This window comes from Marivirga sp. (genome assembly GCF_035704835.1).
GTDB lineage: Bacteria > Bacteroidota > Bacteroidia > Cytophagales > Cyclobacteriaceae > Marivirga.
Window position 1 is genome coordinate 105,764 of record NZ_DASSWQ010000045.1, and the last position, 19,733, is coordinate 125,496.

The following is a 19,733-nucleotide window of genomic DNA, read 5'->3' on the forward strand; positions in this document are numbered from 1 at the left end:
TAAAATAAAAATTATGGCTAAACAACTATTACTTATTCTCACACTTCTATTTTTTTCTGGTCAGACAGAATTAAAGGCACAATTGTTTGGAAAGAAAGATAAAAAAGAAGAAAAAAAAGAATCGACTAAACCAAAATCAGACTTTAAGAAGTATTCTGAAATAATTAAAGGTAAAGTTGATTCTGATGAGGGATTATTTACCACTCACAGAATAGATGATAAATTATACTATGAAATTCCTTTTGACCTCCTAGAAAAGGATATGCTTTTGGTAAGCCGGATTGCAAAATTACCCGATAATTTTGGGGGTGGATACATCAATGCAGGCTCTAAACTTAATGAGCAAGTAGTTCGATGGTATAAGAGAGACAAAAATATTGATTTAAAAGTGATATCCTTTCAGAACGTGAGTGATGAAGAATCTCCAATCTATAAATCAGTAGAAGCTAACAATTTCTTTCCTATTCTATTTAGCAGTAAAATAGAGGCTATCAATCCAGATTCAACTGCCTATTTGATGGAAGTCACCGAATTATTCTCAAAAGAAGTAAGTGCAATTAATGGAATGCCTGATAGACTAAGAAAGGCATATCAAGTTAAAAGATTAGATGGTAACCGTTCTTATATTGCCTCAGTAAAATCCTTTCCAGAAAATGTAGAAGTTCAACACCTTATGACTTATGATGCAGGAGATCCTCCAGGAAGAGACCAGGCAGGAACCATAAGCATGCTTTTAAATCAATCCATGATATTGCTACCTGAAGAAAAAATGCAACCAAGGTTAGCAGATGATAGGGTTGGATGGTTTACATTACGAAAATATGATTATAATTCGGATGCTTTAAAATCTGATGATTATGAGTTAATTAGAAGGTGGCGGCTAGTTCCTAAAGACATTGAAGCTTATGAAAGAGGTGAATTGGTAGAGCCAATTAAGCCAATCGTTTACTATCTAGATCCTGCAACACCTGTAAAATGGAGACCTTACTTCAAACAAGGCATCGAAGATTGGAATATGGCTTTTGAGGAGGCTGGCTTTAAAAATGCAATTATTGCAAAAGACCCTCCCACGTTAGAAGAAGACCCAGAATTTAGCCCCGAAGATGTACGGTATTCAGTAGTAAGATATGTAGCTTCAACTACCAGAAATGCTGTTGGTCCCTCTGTGACTGACCCTCGAACTGGCGAAATCATTGAAAGTGATATTATTTGGTATCATAATCATTTGAGATCATACCGAAATAGATATATGATTGAAGCAGGTGCTCAAAATCCATCAGCAAGAACATTAGAAACACCAGAAGAAGAAATTGGTGAAATGATGAGAATGGTTATTGCGCATGAAGTTGGGCATGCTTTAGGCCTTCCACATAATATGAAAGCAAGTTCTGCTTACCCTACAGATTCTTTGAGGTCAGCAACCTTCACACAAAAATATGGACTAACACCTTCTATTATGGATTATGCAAGAGTTAATTATGTTGCTCAACCAGAGGATGAAGGCGTTCGATTTATCAGAATGATGGGTCCTTATGATAAATATGCGATCAATTGGGGGTATAGATTCATTCCAGATGCAGATTCCAAAGAAGAGGAAAAACCAATTTTAGATAGTTGGATACTAGATAAAGCTGGAAACCCTTGGTATGAATTTGGTAGCGGATACGGTGCGGCTGACCCAAGGGCAAACAGAGAAAGTTTAGGTGCTGATCACGTGAAGGCCAGTGAATATGGATTAGCTAATTTGAAAAAGGTAGTTCCTGAATTAGTAGAATGGACATCCGAAAAAGGAGAAAACTACAGTGAATTAGCTGAAGTGTATAGAGAATTAGGCTATATATGGAGTGGATATATTAGACATGTAACAGCAAATGTTGGTGGAATATATGAGACCTTAAAAACGGCTGACCAGGAAGGTCTCGTGTACGAGCATGTACCACAAAACATTCAAAGAGAAGCTGTGAAATTTTTAAATGACCATGCATTCACTAATCATGAATGGTTATTAAATAAACAAATTCTTCTAAGAATAGAAGATGATGGAGCCATTGACCGTGTAAAAGGCTTACAAGTAAGTGTTCTGAACAGCCTACTGGATGAGGATAGATTATTAAGGATGGTAGAAAATGAAAGTCTGAATGGAAGTGATGCCTATTCAGTTTTATCAATGATGGAAGACCTCAGAGCTGGTATTTTTTCTGAACTCTATAAAGGACAATCTGTAGATGTGTATAGAAGAAATATCCAAAGAGCTTATATTGATTTGGCTACTTCTCAATTAGCTGAATTAGAAAAAGATAATGGTGATAATGATATTATCATTTCAGATATTCTACCCTTAATGCGTTCTGAATTACAACAGCTAAATACTGATATTACGAGTAGAAGATACAGAACGTCTGATAAAATGAGCAGAATTCACTGGAATGATTTATTAGCTAGAATAGACAAAGGGCTGTCGGCTGAATAAATCAATTTGATTAAATATTTTAATGCCTTTCTTTTAACAGTTTACAGTGTACTGTTGAGAGGAAGGCATTTTTTATTAGCAAAGGATTTCAATTCGAAATATTAATTCTCTTTTACGAAAACCATACAATGCTGCCATGGCAGATTGTCTATATTTTCTTTCAACCTAAAATCACTGGCTTTCATTTCCTTAATGGCTTGTTCTTCACTCATCTTGTGAAGCTTCTTGATGGGCACATTTTTATCTTCTGCTCTATATTCAATCAAATAGATTTCGCCATCAGGTTTTAATGCTTCTTTAATGGAAGCAATCATTTCAATTGGAAAGCTAAACTCGTGGTATACATCTACCATCAGGACTTTATCGACTGAATTTGTAGGAAGATTTACACTTTTCTCAGTACCCTTAATTGTTTTGATATTTTCAATTCCTTCCTTTTCATTCTTTTCTCGAATTGCTTGTAACATTTCTTCTTGAATATCAACTGCATACACCAATCCATCTTTTGCAATAGGAGCCATTTTAAAAACATGATATCCAGAACCAGCCCCAATATCTGCTATCACATCCTCAGACTGAATATTCATGTTCTTTAATAATTTGGAAGTATTTTCTTCTTCCTCTCTTTCTGGTCGCTCTAACCAATTAATTCCTTGATATCCCATCACATAAGCAATTTCTCTGCCCATATACCATTTTCCAGTACCCTGACGGTCACCTGATTTATAATAATATTCTGTATTAGAAGCAGATTCCTGAGCGCTGCTTTGATAGGATATAAAGTTCAAAAACAGGATGATAATTAGGTACTGCGAATATCTCATAAATTTAAAAGTCATTAGCTATAAATCTAAATAACTCAAAATATCATCCTTTGTTAGTAAAAACTGATGTAGGTATTATTTTGGTCAATGAATTTGGGAGGAAAGACTTTCCAATACTTTCCGAATCTGATTTGATTTTTTCATCAATTCCGTCAAAGCCTCTGCATTATTAGATTTCAAATGCTGTTGAAATAGTTGAAGCTGTTGAATGTAATCATCCAATGCGGCAGTCAGATATTCTTTATTTTGTGAAAAAATGGGAGACCACATTTCAGGTGAGCTTTTGGCCAGGCGTGTTGTACTCGCAAATCCACTACCCGCTAATTTAAAAATGTCTTGCTCTTCCTTTTCTACATTTAAAACAGTTGAAGCTAACATGAAAGAACTTATGTGCGAGAGATGGGAAACATAAGCCAAATGTTTATCATGCATTTCTGCATTCATTTCCACCTCTTTCATTCCCAGCAAATTGAAAATAGTTCGGGCAATTGTTAATGCCTGCAAACTACTTTTTTCCGGTTCGCAAATAATATTAACCTTTGAGTTAAATAAATTTAAAATAGCAGCCTCTGGACCTGCATTTTCAGTTCCCGCTATAGGATGGGCTGCTACAAAGCGTTGTCTTTCAGCATGATGTTCAACACTTTTACAAATTGCTGATTTCGTAGAACCCGTATCAATTATGATCGTGTCCTTAGGCGTATGAGTTAATACTTCACCTAAAATTTCAATAATAGCATTTACCGGAACACAGATAATGATGACATCTAACTTAAGTTTGAAAAGTTTTTCGAAATTTAAAACTTCATCAACAAGCTTTAGGTTCAACGCAACCTTAGCATTTCCTGAGGAAAGATCTGTTCCATACAATTTAAGATCTGGCTTTTTTTCTTTTAAATCTTTTGCAACGCTCCCTCCTATTAAACCTAATCCTATTATACCGACTGATTGAATATTCTTCATTTTGTCTCTATCCATTCCTTAATTCTTTGACAAGCAACCTCTAAATTCTTTTCATCTGCGCATAAAGCTATCCGAATATACCGATTGCCATTACTTCCAAATATAAATCCTGGGCAAATAAACACCTTGCATGCATGCAAAATATCATCAATCAATTGCTCAACAGATTTTATTGTTTCAGGAACTTTAGCCCATAAGAACAATCCTGATTGGTTTGAATCGAAACTGCAGTCTAATAATTCCGCTATCTTCATAGCGTATTTCTGTCTTTTTTGATAAATCTCGTTTAAGTTCTTAAACCATGAATCATCTAAATTTAGCGCTTCTATTGCAGCTTTTTGGAGCGCTAAAAACATCCCACTATCCATATTACTTTTAACTTTCATTATAGCATCAATATGCTCAGACGAACCCATGCACCATCCAATTCTCCATCCTGCCATATTATGAGATTTGCTCATAGAATTTAGTTCCAGGCAAATCTCCTTCGCTCCTTTTACGTTTAAGAGGCTTCGATACTCTTGATTCAAAATTATGCTGTAAGGATTGTCATTCACCAACAAAAAGTGCTTCTCCTTGGCAATCTTTACCAATTCTTGCAAAACGGAATCATTCAGTTTACTTCCAGTAGGCATATGTGGCGTGTTGATAAACATCAATTTGACCTTTGGATTTATTTTATTTTTCAAATCCACTAAATCAATTTGCCAATTATGCTCTTCTTTCAGATCATAATGACTGATTTTTGCACCTACAAATTCAGCTGTAGCCGCATAGGTTGGATAGCCAGGATTGGGTAATAAAACTTCATCTCCCTCATTTACAAAAGCCATCATGATATGCATTATACCTTCTTTAGAGCCCATTAAAGGGACTATTTCTGATGCTGAATCAAGTTGAACATTAAAAATTCTCTTATAAAAATCGGTAACTGCTTCTCGTAATTCTAATGTTCCTTTATAGGGCTGATAAGCATGCGATTTGCCTAACTTAGAGACTTCATTCAATTTTGCGATTACGGCAGGGTGCGGTTGTAAATCTGGACTTCCAATCCCCAAATTTATAATAGGCTTTTCTATGGTGTCTAATGCCTTTACTTCTTGCAGTTTTTTACTGAAATAGTATTCTTTTACGTTCTGAATTCTGTTTGCTGACTTCACCATTTTTAATAGTTAAATTTAAATGTAATTATTAAATAGGACAGAAGGAAGAACAAAACTTATTTCAAGCTTTCCCCTTATTTAGTCAGTTTGTTCTTCGTTTATAAAGGAATTGAGCACGTATAAATCTAATAATGCTTTTGGACGGGCGAAAAACTCTCTAATAGTTACTCTGGCAGAAGAATAAACAGGAACTTCTTCTGCCGAGAATGCGATAGCATCCATTTTATAGTATTGGCTGATATATAGTGCTCTGAAGGCATGAAACTCTTGTGTAATGATAGTTACATCCTGATGATTAAAGACCTCTTTACATCTTGCTACACTTTCTATAGTGCGTAAACCTGCAGTATCAATTGAAATTACATTTTCGGGAACGCCTTTTTTAATGAGTGCTTTTCGCATATCTCTTGGCTCATTATAATAGCGAGTCCTGTTATCTCCGCTTAATAATAATCCTTTAACTTTTCCTTTATGATAAAGCTCAGCCGCTGCATCAATCCTATGGTCAAAAAAACTATTGGCTTCTCCGTTTACATTTCTTTTACTAGTGCCTAAAACTAAAGCAATTTCTTTGGAAGGAATTTCATCTATATCTTCAAAGATGTATTTACTCGTTTTGGAAATAATAAATACATTTGAAAATATAGCAAAAACGATTGCTGATATTACCAAGAGTAAACTAAGCCGAATTGAGAATTTAAACATTACGATTTTTGTGCTTCAAATGCCTTAACGTAGAACTTTTCATAATCGTCAGGTCTTGCCATACATTTTTTATACCATTGCAAACGGTAATTATCTTTTGTTGACTCATCAAATTGCCAATTTTCTACGAATGACCTCATTTTACTGACTAAACTATAGAACGTAATGCCCGATGCAACGGATACATTATAACTTTCTGTAAAGCCATGCATTGGTAACCGGACAAATTCATCAGCCAGGGCTTTTGCTTCCTCGCTTATACCATCTCGCTCATTTCCCATTACAATGGCTAGGGGTTGGTTTAATGACAATTCTTCAGGGGCACAAGCTTCTTTATTCGGACTGGTGACCACTATTTTAAATCCTTTTGATTTCAAATCATGAAGTGCATCAGCCGTAGGAGTTTCACTTTCAGGATATTGATGAACATCAACCCATTTTACAGCACCACGACTCACTCCTCTACCTAATTTAAATGCATTTTCATTTTCTATAATGTGGTAATGCTGAATTCCCAAACATTCTCCAGATCGGATAATCGCATTAGCATTATGAGGATCGCGTATATCTTCTAAAACTACCCTAATAAAATCCGTTCTATTTTCTAAAACTGATTCTATGAATTCTTTTCTTTCATCAGATAGAAATGTCCCGAATTTTTGGGTAAGAAAATGATTTAATTCAGCTTCCATTTATTAAAATAAACCCAACTGCTCCTTATCATCATCTACATCCAAATCAACTGAATCACCAGTTTTGAATTCTTTGGCTGTTTCCTCTTTCTTACTTTCCAATAATTTCACTTTAGTAACATCATATTGTGAAAGTTTATTTCCGATCGCTTTCCAACCTTTTACGTCAATCAACATATCGAAATCATAAGTAGCTGACTCCTTTTCTCTGTCTTTACCTTTACGGAATTCGATTTCCAATTGCGGGTCTTTATCAGTGCTCACAACTGTTAAGGCAGATTTTTTATGTTCGGAAATAAATACAAATGGCTTATTAAGTGTTCGAGTCTCAATCTGGAAACGCTTTACAAAATAATTTTTAGAGGCCCCATCAAAGTAAACACATGAGATTATTTTATTAGGGTCAAATTTCTCAATTCGTTCTACCTTCTCTCCATCAAATCGATTGGTGAGTTCATAATTGCTCAGTTCATATGAACCATCTTTATAAATCACCAAAATATTATCATCACCATGGAAAGAGCCAATTAATTGCCCTCTTTCATCTGTATTTAGCTTACCTACCGATTGGTCATAGTAGATTTTCAATCCACCGAAACTACTTTCACCAAGCAATTTGAACTCGATCTTCTTTACCGGATATTTGGTCAAAATATTTCCACCAGCTCCCCTGCCTTTGATTTCCAATTCAGCAAAATCAAAATCAAAAACTTTCACTCTCGCTCGACAAGAATTGGATAATTTCACATTGATTACTTCAGATTCTCCATTAGGTCGAGCTTCCAAATACAATACTTTAGAACCCTTTGCACCTTTAGACAAGTCATAATCCCTATCACGAGTTACGGACAAGACCTGGAATCTTTTCACCATGCTTCGGCCCGTTTTTCCATCCAAATAAGCTGCATTATAAACCCTGCGATCATCATTTTTACGGAAAATATCTACATGAATAATGTCTTTGCCTACGAAAACCTTCTCATCAATTTTCACGACCTTGTAAGTCCCATCACGCTTGAACGCAATTACATCATCCAAATCAGAACAATCAGTTATAAACTCATCCTTCTTCATTCCATATCCAATAAAGCCTTCTGCTCTATTAACATATAGTTTTTGGTTATTGGCGGCTACGGTGTGTGCTTGAATATTATCAAAGCTCTTGATTTCTGTTTTACGTTCCCTTCCCTTACCGTATTTCTCTAATAAACGCTTATAATAATCAATTGCATATTCGGTCAAATTTTTCAAATGATGCTCAACTTCTGCCAACTCTTCCTCCAACTTCCGCATCAATTCGTCCGCTTTGAACTTATCAAATTTAGAAATCCTCTTAATTTTGATTTCCGTTAAGCGGATGATGTCATCTTGCGTAATATCTCTGTAGAATTGAGGTTTAAAAGGATCTAAACCTTTATCTATTGTTTCTAAAACCGCTTCCCAAGTTTCACATTCCTCAATATTTCGGTAAATTCTATTTTCTATAAATATTTTTTCCAAAGAAGAGAAAAGAATTTTCTCCATCAACTCCCCTTTTCGGATTTCCAATTCACGCTCTAATAGTTCAAGCGTATCCTCAACATTCTTATTTAAAATTTCATTTACAGGTAAGAATATTGGTTTATCATCTATAATTACACAAGCATTTGGTGATATGGAAACTTCACAATCTGTAAAGGCATATAAAGCATCAATGGTGATATCAGGTGATTGACCGGATGCCAATTGCACCTCAATTTCAACATCTTTGGCTGTATTGTCTACCACTTTTTTCACTTTGATTTTACCTTTATCATTTGCTCTAATAATGGATTCAATCAAGCCTGTTGTAGTTGTACCAAAAGGAATATTCTTAATTAACAGAGTTCTCTTCTCACCTTCTTCAATTTTGGCTCTTACTCGGATTTTCCCGCCTCTTAAGCCTTGATTATATTCTGAGAAATCAGCCATTCCTCCTGTTGGGAAATCAGGATAGATTTCAATCTTTTTATTCTTTAATACATCAATACAAGCCTTGATTAACTCACAGAAATTATGCGGAAGAATTTTGGTAGACAGACCTACTGCAATCCCCTCAACTCCTTGCGCCAATAATAATGGAAATTTTACGGGTAAAGTAACAGGCTCTTTTTTACGACCATCATAAGACAATTGCCATTCGGTGGTTTGCGGATTGAAAACTACATCTAAAGCAAATTTGGAAAGTCGGGCTTCAATATAACGAGGAGCAGCAGAGCTATCCCCAGTTCTGATATCTCCCCAGTTTCCTTGAGTTTCAATCAGAATATCCTTTTGCCCCATGTTCACCATGGCATCTCCTATGGAAGCATCACCATGCGGGTGATATTGCATCGTTTGCCCAATGATGTTGGCTACCTTATTGAAACGCCCATCATCCATTTCCTTCATGGCATGCATGATTCGTCTTTGAACAGGCTTAAAACCATCTTCATTGGCAGGTACTGCCCGTTCCAAGATTACATAAGAAGCATAATCTAGAAACCAGTTTTCGTACATGCCCGATACGGCAATCACATTATGTAATTTATCCTTACCCTCTCCGTTTTGGTTGTTTTGTGGTTCGTTATTTTCGTTATTTTCTTCCATTTGAATTAATCAAAGACGATATTCTGATATTATTTCTTTAGAATGCAAAATCAACTTTTGCATTCATTTTATAATCAATCCGATTTTGCAATGTTTTTACAATAAATCAAGCTTCAGCCAACTCTTCTTCTAAGTCCTTCTCAACTCTCAATTTATCAATGATAAATTGTTGTCTCTCCATGGTATTGGTTCCCATATAGAAAGTCAAGAGGTCTTTTATCTTGGTTTGGTTACTTAAGATAATCGGATCCAACTTGATGTTTTCATTAATAAATTCACCAAATTCTTCAGGAGAAATCTCTCCTAATCCTTTAAATCGGGTGATTTCTGCTGCTTTTCCTATTTTCTCTATCGCATTTTTTCTCTCTACATCTGAATAGCAATAGATGGTTTCTTTTTTATTCCTAACCCTAAATAAAGGAGTATCCAGGATATATAAGTGCCCATCACGCACTAAATCAGGGAAAAATTGAAGGAAAAAAGTCATCAAAAGCAAGCGAATATGCATTCCGTCCACATCGGCATCAGTAGCGATAATCACTTTTCTATAGCGAAGTCCTTCCAAACCTTCTTCTATATTCAATGCATGTTGCAGTAGATTGAATTCCTCATTTTCATACACTAGCTTTTTTGTCTTGCCATAGCAGTTTAGTGGCTTACCCCTCAAACTAAATACCGCCTGAGTTTGCACATCGCGCGATTTGGTGATTGAACCTGAAGCAGAATCTCCCTCCGTGATGAAAATCATGGTATCATCTTTCTTATCATGTTTAGGGTCATCATAATGTACTCGGCAATCCCTTAATTTCTTATTGTGAAGATTGGCTTTTTTGGCTCTCTCATTAGCCAATTTTTTAATTCCTGCCATGTCTTTTCGCTCCCGCTCGGACTGCATGATTCTTTTTTGAATTGCTTCAGCAGTTGTAGGATTTCTATGAAGAAAATCATCCAACGCTTTCTTCACGAAATCATTGATGAAAGTTCGCATGGTTGGGCCATCCGGAGCCACATTCTGAGAACCTAATTTGGTTTTCGTTTGGGATTCGAAAACTGGTTCTTGTACTCGAACAGCAATGGCTGCCACTATGGCTTGTCTGATATCAGATGGATCATAATTTTTACCATAAAAATCACGAATGGTTTTCACAATGGCTTCCTTGAATGCCACCAAGTGTGTTCCTCCTTGAGTAGTGTTTTGACCGTTTACGAATGAGTAATATTCTTCACCATATTGATTGGCATGCGTCATTGCCATTTCAATATCATCTCCTTTTAGATGAATAATTGGGTAGCGATTGGTTTCTTCATCTGATTTTCTATCCAATAAATCCTTCAATCCATTGGCTGAATGAAATTTTTCTCCATTGAAATTTATGGTCAAACCAGAATTCAGGAACGCATAATTCCACATTTGCTCTTCTAAAAAGCCTGGGATAAAATGGTAGTTTTTGAAAACTGTTTCATCTGGCTCGAAAGCAATTAAAGTACCATTTCTACCGCTTGATGAAGTTACTTCGGAATCATTAGAGATTATTCCTCTTTGAAATTCAGCAACTTTTGTTTGTCCCTCACGGTAGGCCTGAACTTTAAAATAATTAGAAAGGGCGTTTACCGCTTTGGTACCCACGCCATTTAATCCAACTGATTTCTGGAAAGCTCCTGTATCGTATTTACCACCCGTATTAATTTTGGATACACAGTCGACTACTTTCCCAAGCGGAATTCCTCGCCCATAATCCCTAACCTCGACCCTTTGGTCGGTTATTTTTATTTCTATTGTTTTACCAAACCCCATCATGTGCTCATCAATGGAGTTATCAATCACTTCTTTTACCAATACATATATTCCATCATCAGGAGATGAACCATCTCCTAACTTACCGATATACATACCAGGTCGCATACGAATATGCTCCCGCCAATCCAGTGATTTTATACTATCCTCATCATATTGAAATTCTGCCATCGCTTTTATTGGATTGAAAGTTTATACCTACTCAAATTTTAAAATTACAAAGCTTTTTCTAATTGTAAAGCTTTTTGAACTTCAGTCTACTGCAAACAAAGCATGTAAAGTTATCTAAACAGATAAAGTCTTACATCAAGCAGAGTCAAGAAAATATTTGAATATGAGATAATTAAAGCTGAATAATTTAAGCTCTAATACTTAAGAAAAATATTTCAAAAAATTATTTATTTCTCCTTAGAATGAAAGGTAGCCAAAGCACCCAGAAAAAGATGATTAGGATGCTGAGAATAATGAGAGGCAAATAACCACTTTGGGTTAAGCCTTCTTCGTTGTTTACAAAAATAAAGACTGTCAACAAACTTGCAAAAAATAAATTGAATGTTCCTGCCAAACTTCTAGCCCATGAAGCCAGTGTATTCCTTACTTTTTCATTTTTAAAATAGAATTTAGAACCAATTGGCTGACTTTTTATAACTACTGCAAGAGCAACACAGATTAGTACAATTATGATAGGAATGATTAAGCCAGTATAAAAAAGGGTGTTATTACTGAATTGAATTTCATTATCTAACACCTTGATATTCACAAAAGATAACTCTGCGAAATAAGCATATGTATAAAATAAAACTGCTAAATAAGCGATGCTCGTTCCTATTAAAAATGCCTTTGAAATCCTCTCCATAATTTATATTTGCTCACAAAATTAATTTTATTCATGAGTATTTCAGCATTTTTTCAAGGAAGTTTTTATTCAAAATGTTATATTTCGAAACGAAGCTTAAATGAGCTATGTTAAAAGCATAAATTACAGCAAGATGGATTTTAACCCAGTTATATTATCAATCCCCATTTATTTCGCCCTTATCGGGATTGAATTGCTCATTCAGGCTGTAAAAAGATATAGAATTTATAGGCTAAATGATGCGATTACCAATATCAGTTGTGGAATTACACAACAGGTGACGGGAATATTTTTCAAAATATTAAGTATCGCAGCTTATCAGTGGGTCTATGAAAATTTTGCTTTACTTTCTATTGCCCCTACTTGGTACAATCTTATTTTACTGTTCATCCTCGCTGATTTCTTTTATTATTGGGCGCATAGAAAAAGTCATGAAATTAATTTATTCTGGGGAGGACATGTAGTGCATCATCAAAGCGAAGATTACAACTTCTCTGTTGCATTAAGACAAGGCTCATTTCAAATTATTTGGACTTTCTTCTTTTACTTTCCTTTAGCCATAATTGGTTTTGATACCTTAAGCTTTGTATTAATGTCAGGTCTGGTAACGGTTTATCAATTCTGGATACATACAGAGACTATCGGAAAATTAGGCCCAGTTGAATGGATTTTCAATACTCCTTCTCATCATAGAGTACACCATGGACGAAACCCTAAATATATTGATAAAAATCATGCAGGTGTATTTATCATTTGGGATCGAATGTTTGGCACTTTTCAGAAAGAAGAAGAGAGACCAACTTATGGAATCACAAAGCAAACCGCCAGCTGGAATCCTGTTTGGGTAAACTTACAACACTATGTTGAAATGAGTGAGGGAATCAAGCAAATGAAAGGTTTTAAAAATAAACTCAAGTACATTTTCTATCCGCCAGGCTGGCGACCTGAAGAATTAGGGGGACAAATGGCTATTCCTGAGATTGACCATGATAAAGACCGAAAATTTGATAAGCAGACTTCAGGTGCTTTTAGTTTATATGTTTTAATTCAATACATTATTATATTGGGTGGTACTGCCCTATTTTTATTCAATGCCGATAATTTTAATATCTGGGAACAAATATTAACGGTTTCATTAATTATTTTAGGTGTTACAGGTGCTGGAGTTTTACTAGAGGAGAAAAAATATTCATATGGTTTAGAGATTTTTAGGGTATTATTTACGCCTATAGTCATCGTATTTATTTTAATTCCAACTATTGGTTCTGTATTAACGACCGTAATATTAGCTTATGGGGTTATTTCTTTCACTGCACTTATTTTTATTAAAAAATCATATTCTACCATAAAACAACCTTCTACAAAATCAATTTCATGAGGACAACAAGGATAATTCCATTTGCGCTCTTAATTCTAAACATCGCATGTACTAAACTTCCTGAACTGGAAAATATAGACTTAAAAAAATGGAAAGCAGATAAAGACGCATGTAAAGAGTATAGAATTGAAGTAGTAGATAATCTCTTATCACAAGAAGAAAAATTACGAGGACTATCTCAAAATGAAATGATAAACTTATTAGGAACTGCTGATAAACATCAATTATATGAAAGAAGTCAGAAATTTTTTATTTATTATCTGAACCCAAATGAAAATTGTGATCAATACAAGGAGGGTTATTTAAAAGCTTTATATATTCGCTTTAACTCCTTAGACCAAGCCATTGATTTCAATGTGCAGGAAGTAAAATAGATTCAAATTAATTTTGTTTAACGCATTACCAATAGTTAACTATGGCAAATTGGAAAAGAAAACTTTACGATTGGAAAATTCGAAACTTAGCCTATTCAATAGGTATAGGCATTATCTTACTTGCAATCGCAGTTTACATGATAATCACGCAAACTGGAGTCAACCAACAAAGCTTATTAAGAACAAAAACGCTTACTAATCTTAATAAGATTATTTTACCATTATCACCTCAAAATATAACGCAAAACAGGGAATCTATAGGTTCGACTTTAAGAGAAGTGGAAAGAATTTTATTTGCTTATACAAAAGGCGGAAAATTAGGAGATGAAAAAATTAAGGTTAAAGTCAATGAAGAAGTTAAATCTAAAGTTGAAAATTTACTGATTTATTGGAATCCATTGAAGGAAACGCTCTACAGTATTCAAGATGAAGAAATCACTATTAATGATGCTAAATCAACTCTTGAAAAAAGATATAATTCTTTTATAAAAGAACAGAAAAAAATTGAAGACTTTGTGATGGAATTGAATCAGGAAGAGGAAAAAGCTGAGACTTTCTACACTATTCTGCTTTACATTTATATCGGAATACTCTGCATTTTTATTTACTGGATTTTACGCAACTTAGTTCTTAACCCAATCTATAAAATCTCAATATCTTCTAGAGAACTAGCTAAAGGCAACTTAACGAAGAAAATAGACTATAAAAGCAAGAATGAATTAGGATATATTGCTCAGAACATTAACTCCATGGCTGAGATTCTAGAAAATGCTACGAATTTCACTACTAAAATTGGAGAAGGAAAATTAGATGCAGATTATAAAGGCTTGAAGGAAAACGATGATAATTCTTTAGCTGCCTCTCTCCTTCATATGCGAGAAAAAATGCAAGATTCTGCAAAAGCTGATAAGGAGCGAAGCTGGGTTAATGAAGGGTTAGCAAAATTTGCAGATATTTTAAGAAATAATAATGATAATATTGAAGAATTATCTTACCAAATTATTTCCAATCTGGTGAAATTTATGGAAGCTAATCAGGGCGCTTTATTCGTACTCACAGAACCTGATAGTGAAACTGAAGAATCAAAAATAATTCTGGAAGCGGCTTATGCATATGAGCGTAGAAAAAGATTAAAAAAAGAAATTTCCATCGGAGAAGGATTAGTAGGACAATCAGTTCAGGAAGGAGACAAAATATACCTTACCGAAGTGCCAGAAGATTTTGTGGAAATCAAATCTGGATTAGGTGAAACGCTTCCTCGATGTGTATTAATTGTTCCTTTGAAAATAAATGAAGAAATAAAAGGTGTAGTGGAAATAGCTTCCATAAAAGATATTCCTAAGTACAAAATTGAGTTTGTTGAAAAATTAGGAGAAAATATTGCTTCTACTATTGCTAACGCCAAAACCAATGAGCGTACTAAAAAACTCCTCACTGAGTCTCAGGAAATGACAGAGCAAATGCGTTCTCAGGAAGAAGAAATGCGTCAAAACATGGAAGAGATGGAAGCTACTCAAGAGGAAATGGGGCGAGCTCAGACCGAAATGGCAGAAAAAGAAGCTAATCTCAATGCTTTAATAAATAATACTACTGACTCAATCATTTTAATCGATACTGATTACAATATTATTTTAATGAATGATGTCATCAAAAACAGATACGCTGGTACTCAGTACGAGCGAATGAAAGAAGGCAGCAATGCCCTAGAAATGTTAGGTGATGTTAGAGATGAATGGAAAACATATTATGATAGGGTTTTCAAAGGTGAAGTTTTATCATTTACAATTAAAAGTAGCGTAAAAGGTGAAGATTCATATCGTCATTATGACATTCATCCTATAAAGCAAAAAGACGGTACTATCACTGGTGCATCCGTGTTCTCTAGAGATATCACAAGAGAAAAGAAAATCGAGATGCAGCGAGAAGAAAATGCCAAGAAATTAGCACAGAGGGAATATGTGCTAAATGGCATGATAAATAATACGGAAGACACGTATTTTGCCATCAATACTAATTATGAGATTTTGGTAGTAAATGATGTTTTGAAAAATCGGTTTAAGCAGTCTGGAATTGATTTAAAACCGGGATTGAGTATTCTAAGCATTTTACCTGGAGACCAATTAGAAAAATGGAAAGCAAGATACGATAAAGCTCTAGCAGGAGAAAAATTGAAATTAGAGGAAATAAGGGAATTACAAACAGGTAATTTAACAATTGAAACACGCTGCGAACCTATTGTGAATAATGAAGGTGGTGTAATTGGTGTCTCCACTGTCTCCAAAGATATTACAGAACTTAAAAAAGCTCAAGAAGAAAATAAGAAACTACAAACAGAAATAGAAAAGCTGAAGGATAAAAAATAATCATTATTTTTAAAGATTTTGAATATACGATACTGTATCGTATATTTGGTTTTGAGAATCAAAAAAATAATAATATGAAAGTTACAGCTTTAATACCAGATGATTTAATCGAAAAAGTAAAAGCTAAAAGCGGTGGTAAAAATATCACTGAAAGTTTAATCATTGCCCTCAATGAATACTTGAATGAAAAAAAGGTAGATGACCTTATTGACATGGTTAATGAAAAGCCTTTGGTTTGGAATAATAACTTTACAGCTGACGGAATTCGGAAAATAAACAGAAATAGATGATAATTGTGGATACCTCTGTTTGGATTGAGTATTTGAAAGGAAATGAGCATTATCGAAATGTTTTACCTCAATATCTCCGAGAAAAACATGTTGTGGCTATAAGCGCTATTTTTGGTGAGCTTCTTCAGGGTGTACAAAATAAAAGAGAATATGAAATAATAGCTGGTTTTTGGGAGAGTTTACCGAAAGTGAATGAAAAAGAGTTATTTATTGAAGCTGGTAAACTTTCCTATGAATATAAACTTTACAATTCTGGCGTTGGTTTAATTGACACTTACATATTGGCAGCAGCCCTTAAAAATGATTATGCACTTTGGTCATTAGATAAAACGTTATATAAAGCCATTGATATCATTGAAAACAAATAAAGTCTCGATACAAATTAATATGATTAATATCTACAAAATGTTAAAAAGCACTTCACTCCTACTATTCATATTCTCAGTTATGTTATTAGGTTGTCAATCCGAGGGAAATAAGGATAATGCTACAAAAAATCAGACTTCAAAATCTAACTCAAAAGTGGAAATAGCCGATATTGAAACAGGTATAAAAGCTTATATTGACAATAAAACAAAAGAGGCTGACGGCTATTTTCATATAAAAGATGAAAACAAGGAATTGAGGCTAAAACTAGTCCGGGTTCATACGGAATATTTATCTAATCTAGGTCCAAACCGTCATTTCGCGTGTGTTGATTTGGCAGATGAAAATGGTGATGTATATGACGTGGATTTCTTTATGGAAGGAAAACCAGGTGCTATGGACGTCACTGAAACCACTGTTCATAAGCTAAATGGAAAGCCATTTTACAGTTGGCAGCAAAAAGAAGATAAAACCTGGCAGAGAGTACCAATTGAATCCGCTTCAAATGAATTATTGGGAGTAATTGAGGGAGAAGATGAATTTGAATTTTATTACGAAACCATTTTACCAGAAATTGAAAATGATGCTAAGGTTTGGATTCCTATTGCCCAAACAGATAAATTTCAGGATATCGAAATTATAAGCATGGAAATTCAGGGAGAATACAAAATACTGACAGGGAAAGAATATGGTAATAAGATTTTATTTTTAGACCTAGATAAAGAACACAGCAATAAGCCAATTAAAATCACTTATCACGTAAAAAGAAAGGAAAAAGGAGCTTACACTGAGGAAAATACTGACTTAGGAAAATATTTAAGTGGAAATGTATTGATGCCTGTAGGCAATCAAAGATTCAAAGAAATAGTAGCCGAAGCAACGGAAGGAAAAGAAAATGACAGCAAACTCATCCAAGCAAGAGCTATTTATGATTACATCATTGATAATATGCGTTATGCTAAAAATGAAAAATATGGTACCGGTGATGCTGTATATGCATGTGATTCTAAAACAGGTAATTGTACTGAATTCCATTCTTTATTTATATCCTTAGCCAGAACGGCTAATATTCCAGCCCGTTTTGCTATTGGAGCGGGAATCCCGTCTGATAGAGATGAAGGCGGAATAGATGGATATCATTGCTGGGCAGAATTTTATGCTGATGATAAATGGTGGCCAGTTGATATTAGTGAGGGTAATAAATATACTGCTTTAGCCACTTATTACTTTGGAAGACATCCAGCTAATAGAATTGAATTTACAAAAGGAAGAGATTTAAGATTTGAACCTGCTCCAAATTCTAGCCCAGTTAAATTTATGGCTTATCCTATTTTTGAGGTAGATGGACAAAGTGTTGTAAGTAATGCAAAATTCAGCTTTCAAAGAATTATAACTAAAGAGATTTAGGTTCCAAGCAATCGAGGTACTGTCTTTAAAAGCAAGTAAATAAATATAATTTTTCTAACTTTGTTCTAGCGAAAAGAGGACTTCAGGCGATTCTTTGCATGGAAGTTCATCTTGTGTAGCCTCAGTATCCGCTGGGGCTACTTGTTTTTTGTCTCCTTCGGAGCCAAGCGAAAAGAGGAGCTTAGGCTCATCATTACTGGAAGTATTTTTTTCTTTTTGATTATATTCAGGATCATAGGATTCATTTTTATTCCATAATGCCCAAATTAAGATGAGCAATTTTCGCTGCACCGCTACGTAAGCTTGCATTTTTGTTTTACCTCTTCCCAATAGCCGCTCATGTAAAGAAACAAATGGGGATACTTTGTTTCGTACTACCCCAAAAGCAGGCATATGCATGGCTCTTCTGATATGCGCATTTCCCTTTTTTGACATTCTGGATTTGCCTGTCTTCTGCCCCGATTGATTTTCAATAATATCATAACCGGAATAGCTTACTAACTGGCCCTGGTTTTCAAAGGTGGCAAAGGCATTTGTTTCAGCCAATAATACTGCAATGGTTTTTAACCCTACCCCTTTAATACTTAATATCTTTTCTACTTTGGAGGATAAGGCTTCGTCTTCTGTAATAAGTTTCTCAATGGATTTTTCTAGTTGCGCAATGCTTTTTTCCAACTCCTTAACCAACTTCTTTAAACTCTTTTCAACCTCTTTCACAGCATAAGCACCATGGCTTAGAGCATGCAATTGATTTAAAAAAACAGTTCGCTGATTGTTAAAATCTTCTAACTGACGTGTAAGCAGACGCAGACGATAAATATTCTTCGATAAGGGCTGCCATAAAGGCAAGCGTTGCTCCAGCCCCATCTGAGCTAATCCTTTAGCATCTATTTTATCATTCTTACTCTTGTTGCCAATAGCTTGAAGATATCTTTTTGCCTTGGTGGGAAGTATAACTGAAACAGTATACTCTTTTTCATATAGAAACCATGCAAACTGCTCATAGTAGATTCCTGTGGCTTCCATCAAGATGCGTAACTCCACATCTTTAACACGCTTACTTTCCATCCATTTCTGCAGCTGTTTGAAGCCATTTAGCGTATTGAAAAATTTTCTGGAAGCCTTCACCTTTACCTGGCGTTGCACATCCATTGTAGAGAAAGTAACGTCCAGACTATCTTTGGAAACATCTACTCCGAGATTCTGGCTTAGTAATTCTGACTGGTTTTTCATGACTTCACTATTTTTAATAAATAAAAATCATCTACCTATACTCACAACTGATACAAGGTCTATTTATAGTCAAATAGCCTTTAGGTACTGTTCAGGCTTACGATGAATAGAAAGGAAAGGGATTTCTCGATTGCAACATCAAAGTGTTTAGTAGACAGATTTAATCCTTTCCTTTCGTTTTTAATTTTAGCTAATTTACAGAAATCTAAAATTGTACTTTAGCTTGATGGTGTAAATATATGAGTAG

The 19,733-nt window shown here is 34.7% G+C and carries 16 protein-coding genes; 7 read left to right on the plus strand and 9 right to left on the minus strand.

The features are described 5' to 3' along the window. Positions 1 to 13 precede the first annotated feature (13 nt). The gene (locus tag VFM92_RS07090) at positions 14 to 2,470 is read left to right on the plus strand and encodes a zinc-dependent metalloprotease (RefSeq protein WP_325121500.1); all 2,457 of its coding nucleotides are present in this window, start codon (positions 14 to 16) and stop codon (positions 2,468 to 2,470) included. Positions 2,471 to 2,571: 101 nt separating this feature from the next. Here VFM92_RS07090 and VFM92_RS07095 read toward each other — a convergent pair whose 3' ends face one another. The 8 genes from VFM92_RS07095 to VFM92_RS07130 all read right to left on the minus strand — a co-directional run bounded on the left by VFM92_RS07095 (position 2,572) and on the right by VFM92_RS07130 (position 12,075). Further along, complete coding sequence (locus tag VFM92_RS07095; protein WP_325121501.1) at positions 2,572 to 3,294, minus strand: class I SAM-dependent methyltransferase; 723 nt, start codon at positions 3,292 to 3,294, stop codon at positions 2,572 to 2,574. Positions 3,295 to 3,378: 84 nt separating this feature from the next. Then, positions 3,379 to 4,272: a prephenate dehydrogenase gene (locus VFM92_RS07100; RefSeq protein WP_325121502.1), complete on the minus strand. Its 894-nt coding sequence runs from the start codon at positions 4,270 to 4,272 to the stop codon at positions 3,379 to 3,381. Next, positions 4,254 to 5,420 (minus strand): pyridoxal phosphate-dependent aminotransferase, encoded by a 1,167-nt coding sequence (locus VFM92_RS07105; protein ID WP_325121503.1) that lies wholly within the window; start codon positions 5,418 to 5,420, stop codon positions 4,254 to 4,256. Before VFM92_RS07105 ends, VFM92_RS07100 begins: the two co-directional genes overlap by 19 nt. A 78-nt stretch (positions 5,421 to 5,498) precedes the next feature. Beyond that, on the minus strand, positions 5,499 to 6,125 hold the full coding sequence (locus VFM92_RS07110; RefSeq protein WP_325121504.1) for a SanA/YdcF family protein: 627 nt from the start codon (positions 6,123 to 6,125) through the stop codon (positions 5,499 to 5,501). Further along, positions 6,125 to 6,817 (minus strand): RNA methyltransferase, encoded by a 693-nt coding sequence (locus VFM92_RS07115; RefSeq protein WP_325121505.1) that lies wholly within the window; start codon positions 6,815 to 6,817, stop codon positions 6,125 to 6,127. The genes VFM92_RS07110 and VFM92_RS07115 overlap by 1 nt, the downstream gene beginning before the upstream one ends. A 3-nt stretch (positions 6,818 to 6,820) precedes the next feature. Further along, the gene (locus VFM92_RS07120) at positions 6,821 to 9,424 is read right to left on the minus strand and encodes a DNA gyrase/topoisomerase IV subunit A (RefSeq protein WP_325121506.1); all 2,604 of its coding nucleotides are present in this window, start codon (positions 9,422 to 9,424) and stop codon (positions 6,821 to 6,823) included. Positions 9,425 to 9,530: 106 nt separating this feature from the next. Continuing rightward, entirely contained in the window at positions 9,531 to 11,390 is a 1,860-nt protein-coding gene (locus tag VFM92_RS07125) for a DNA topoisomerase IV subunit B (RefSeq protein WP_325121507.1), read from the minus strand. Positions 11,391 to 11,613: 223 nt separating this feature from the next. Further along, the gene (locus VFM92_RS07130; protein ID WP_325121508.1) at positions 11,614 to 12,075 is read right to left on the minus strand and encodes a hypothetical protein; all 462 of its coding nucleotides are present in this window, start codon (positions 12,073 to 12,075) and stop codon (positions 11,614 to 11,616) included. A gap of 100 nt (positions 12,076 to 12,175) precedes the next feature. Between VFM92_RS07130 and VFM92_RS07135 the strand changes: the two genes are divergently transcribed. The 6 genes from VFM92_RS07135 (at position 12,176) to VFM92_RS07160 (ending at position 18,253) form a co-directional block, all read left to right on the plus strand. Continuing rightward, complete coding sequence (locus VFM92_RS07135) at positions 12,176 to 13,453, plus strand: sterol desaturase family protein (RefSeq protein WP_325121509.1); 1,278 nt, start codon at positions 12,176 to 12,178, stop codon at positions 13,451 to 13,453. Continuing rightward, positions 13,450 to 13,827 carry a hypothetical protein gene (locus VFM92_RS07140; protein ID WP_325121510.1) on the plus strand — a complete coding sequence of 126 codons (378 nt, stop codon included), beginning with the start codon at positions 13,450 to 13,452 and terminating at the stop codon, positions 13,825 to 13,827. The genes VFM92_RS07135 and VFM92_RS07140 overlap by 4 nt, the downstream gene beginning before the upstream one ends. Before the next feature lie 41 nt (positions 13,828 to 13,868). After that, positions 13,869 to 16,190 (plus strand): PAS domain S-box protein, encoded by a 2,322-nt coding sequence (locus VFM92_RS07145; protein ID WP_325121511.1) that lies wholly within the window; start codon positions 13,869 to 13,871, stop codon positions 16,188 to 16,190. A gap of 74 nt (positions 16,191 to 16,264) precedes the next feature. Then, on the plus strand, positions 16,265 to 16,480 hold the full coding sequence (locus VFM92_RS07150; RefSeq protein ID WP_325121512.1) for a DUF2191 domain-containing protein: 216 nt from the start codon (positions 16,265 to 16,267) through the stop codon (positions 16,478 to 16,480). Continuing rightward, a complete protein-coding gene (locus VFM92_RS07155) occupies positions 16,477 to 16,848 on the plus strand; it encodes a PIN domain-containing protein (protein ID WP_325121513.1) in 372 nt (123 codons plus the stop codon). The genes VFM92_RS07150 and VFM92_RS07155 overlap by 4 nt, the downstream gene beginning before the upstream one ends. Positions 16,849 to 16,885: 37 nt before the next feature. Beyond that, a complete protein-coding gene (locus VFM92_RS07160) occupies positions 16,886 to 18,253 on the plus strand; it encodes a transglutaminase-like domain-containing protein (protein ID WP_325121514.1) in 1,368 nt (455 codons plus the stop codon). 54 nt (positions 18,254 to 18,307) lie between these two features. Here VFM92_RS07160 and VFM92_RS07165 read toward each other — a convergent pair whose 3' ends face one another. Next, positions 18,308 to 19,486 (minus strand): IS110 family transposase, encoded by a 1,179-nt coding sequence (locus VFM92_RS07165; protein ID WP_325121515.1) that lies wholly within the window; start codon positions 19,484 to 19,486, stop codon positions 18,308 to 18,310. Positions 19,487 to 19,733: the final 247 nt, after the last annotated feature.

Coding starts and splice junctions, on each gene's coding strand:
- VFM92_RS07090 (WP_325121500.1), top strand. CDS start 14: ATGGCTAAACAACTATTACTTATTCTCACACTTCTATTTTTTTCTGGT.
- VFM92_RS07095 (WP_325121501.1), bottom strand. CDS start 3,294: ATGAGATATTCGCAGTACCTAATTATCATCCTGTTTTTGAACTTTATA.
- VFM92_RS07100 (WP_325121502.1), bottom strand. CDS start 4,272: ATGGATAGAGACAAAATGAAGAATATTCAATCAGTCGGTATAATAGGA.
- VFM92_RS07105 (WP_325121503.1), bottom strand. CDS start 5,420: ATGGTGAAGTCAGCAAACAGAATTCAGAACGTAAAAGAATACTATTTC.
- VFM92_RS07110 (WP_325121504.1), bottom strand. CDS start 6,125: ATGTTTAAATTCTCAATTCGGCTTAGTTTACTCTTGGTAATATCAGCA.
- VFM92_RS07115 (WP_325121505.1), bottom strand. CDS start 6,817: ATGGAAGCTGAATTAAATCATTTTCTTACCCAAAAATTCGGGACATTT.
- VFM92_RS07120 (WP_325121506.1), bottom strand. CDS start 9,424: ATGGAAGAAAATAACGAAAATAACGAACCACAAAACAACCAAAACGGA.
- VFM92_RS07125 (WP_325121507.1), bottom strand. CDS start 11,390: ATGGCAGAATTTCAATATGATGAGGATAGTATAAAATCACTGGATTGG.
- VFM92_RS07130 (WP_325121508.1), bottom strand. CDS start 12,075: ATGGAGAGGATTTCAAAGGCATTTTTAATAGGAACGAGCATCGCTTAT.
- VFM92_RS07135 (WP_325121509.1), top strand. CDS start 12,176: ATGAGCTATGTTAAAAGCATAAATTACAGCAAGATGGATTTTAACCCA.
- VFM92_RS07140 (WP_325121510.1), top strand. CDS start 13,450: ATGAGGACAACAAGGATAATTCCATTTGCGCTCTTAATTCTAAACATC.
- VFM92_RS07145 (WP_325121511.1), top strand. CDS start 13,869: ATGGCAAATTGGAAAAGAAAACTTTACGATTGGAAAATTCGAAACTTA.
- VFM92_RS07150 (WP_325121512.1), top strand. CDS start 16,265: ATGAAAGTTACAGCTTTAATACCAGATGATTTAATCGAAAAAGTAAAA.
- VFM92_RS07155 (WP_325121513.1), top strand. CDS start 16,477: ATGATAATTGTGGATACCTCTGTTTGGATTGAGTATTTGAAAGGAAAT.
- VFM92_RS07160 (WP_325121514.1), top strand. CDS start 16,886: ATGTTAAAAAGCACTTCACTCCTACTATTCATATTCTCAGTTATGTTA.
- VFM92_RS07165 (WP_325121515.1), bottom strand. CDS start 19,486: ATGAAAAACCAGTCAGAATTACTAAGCCAGAATCTCGGAGTAGATGTT.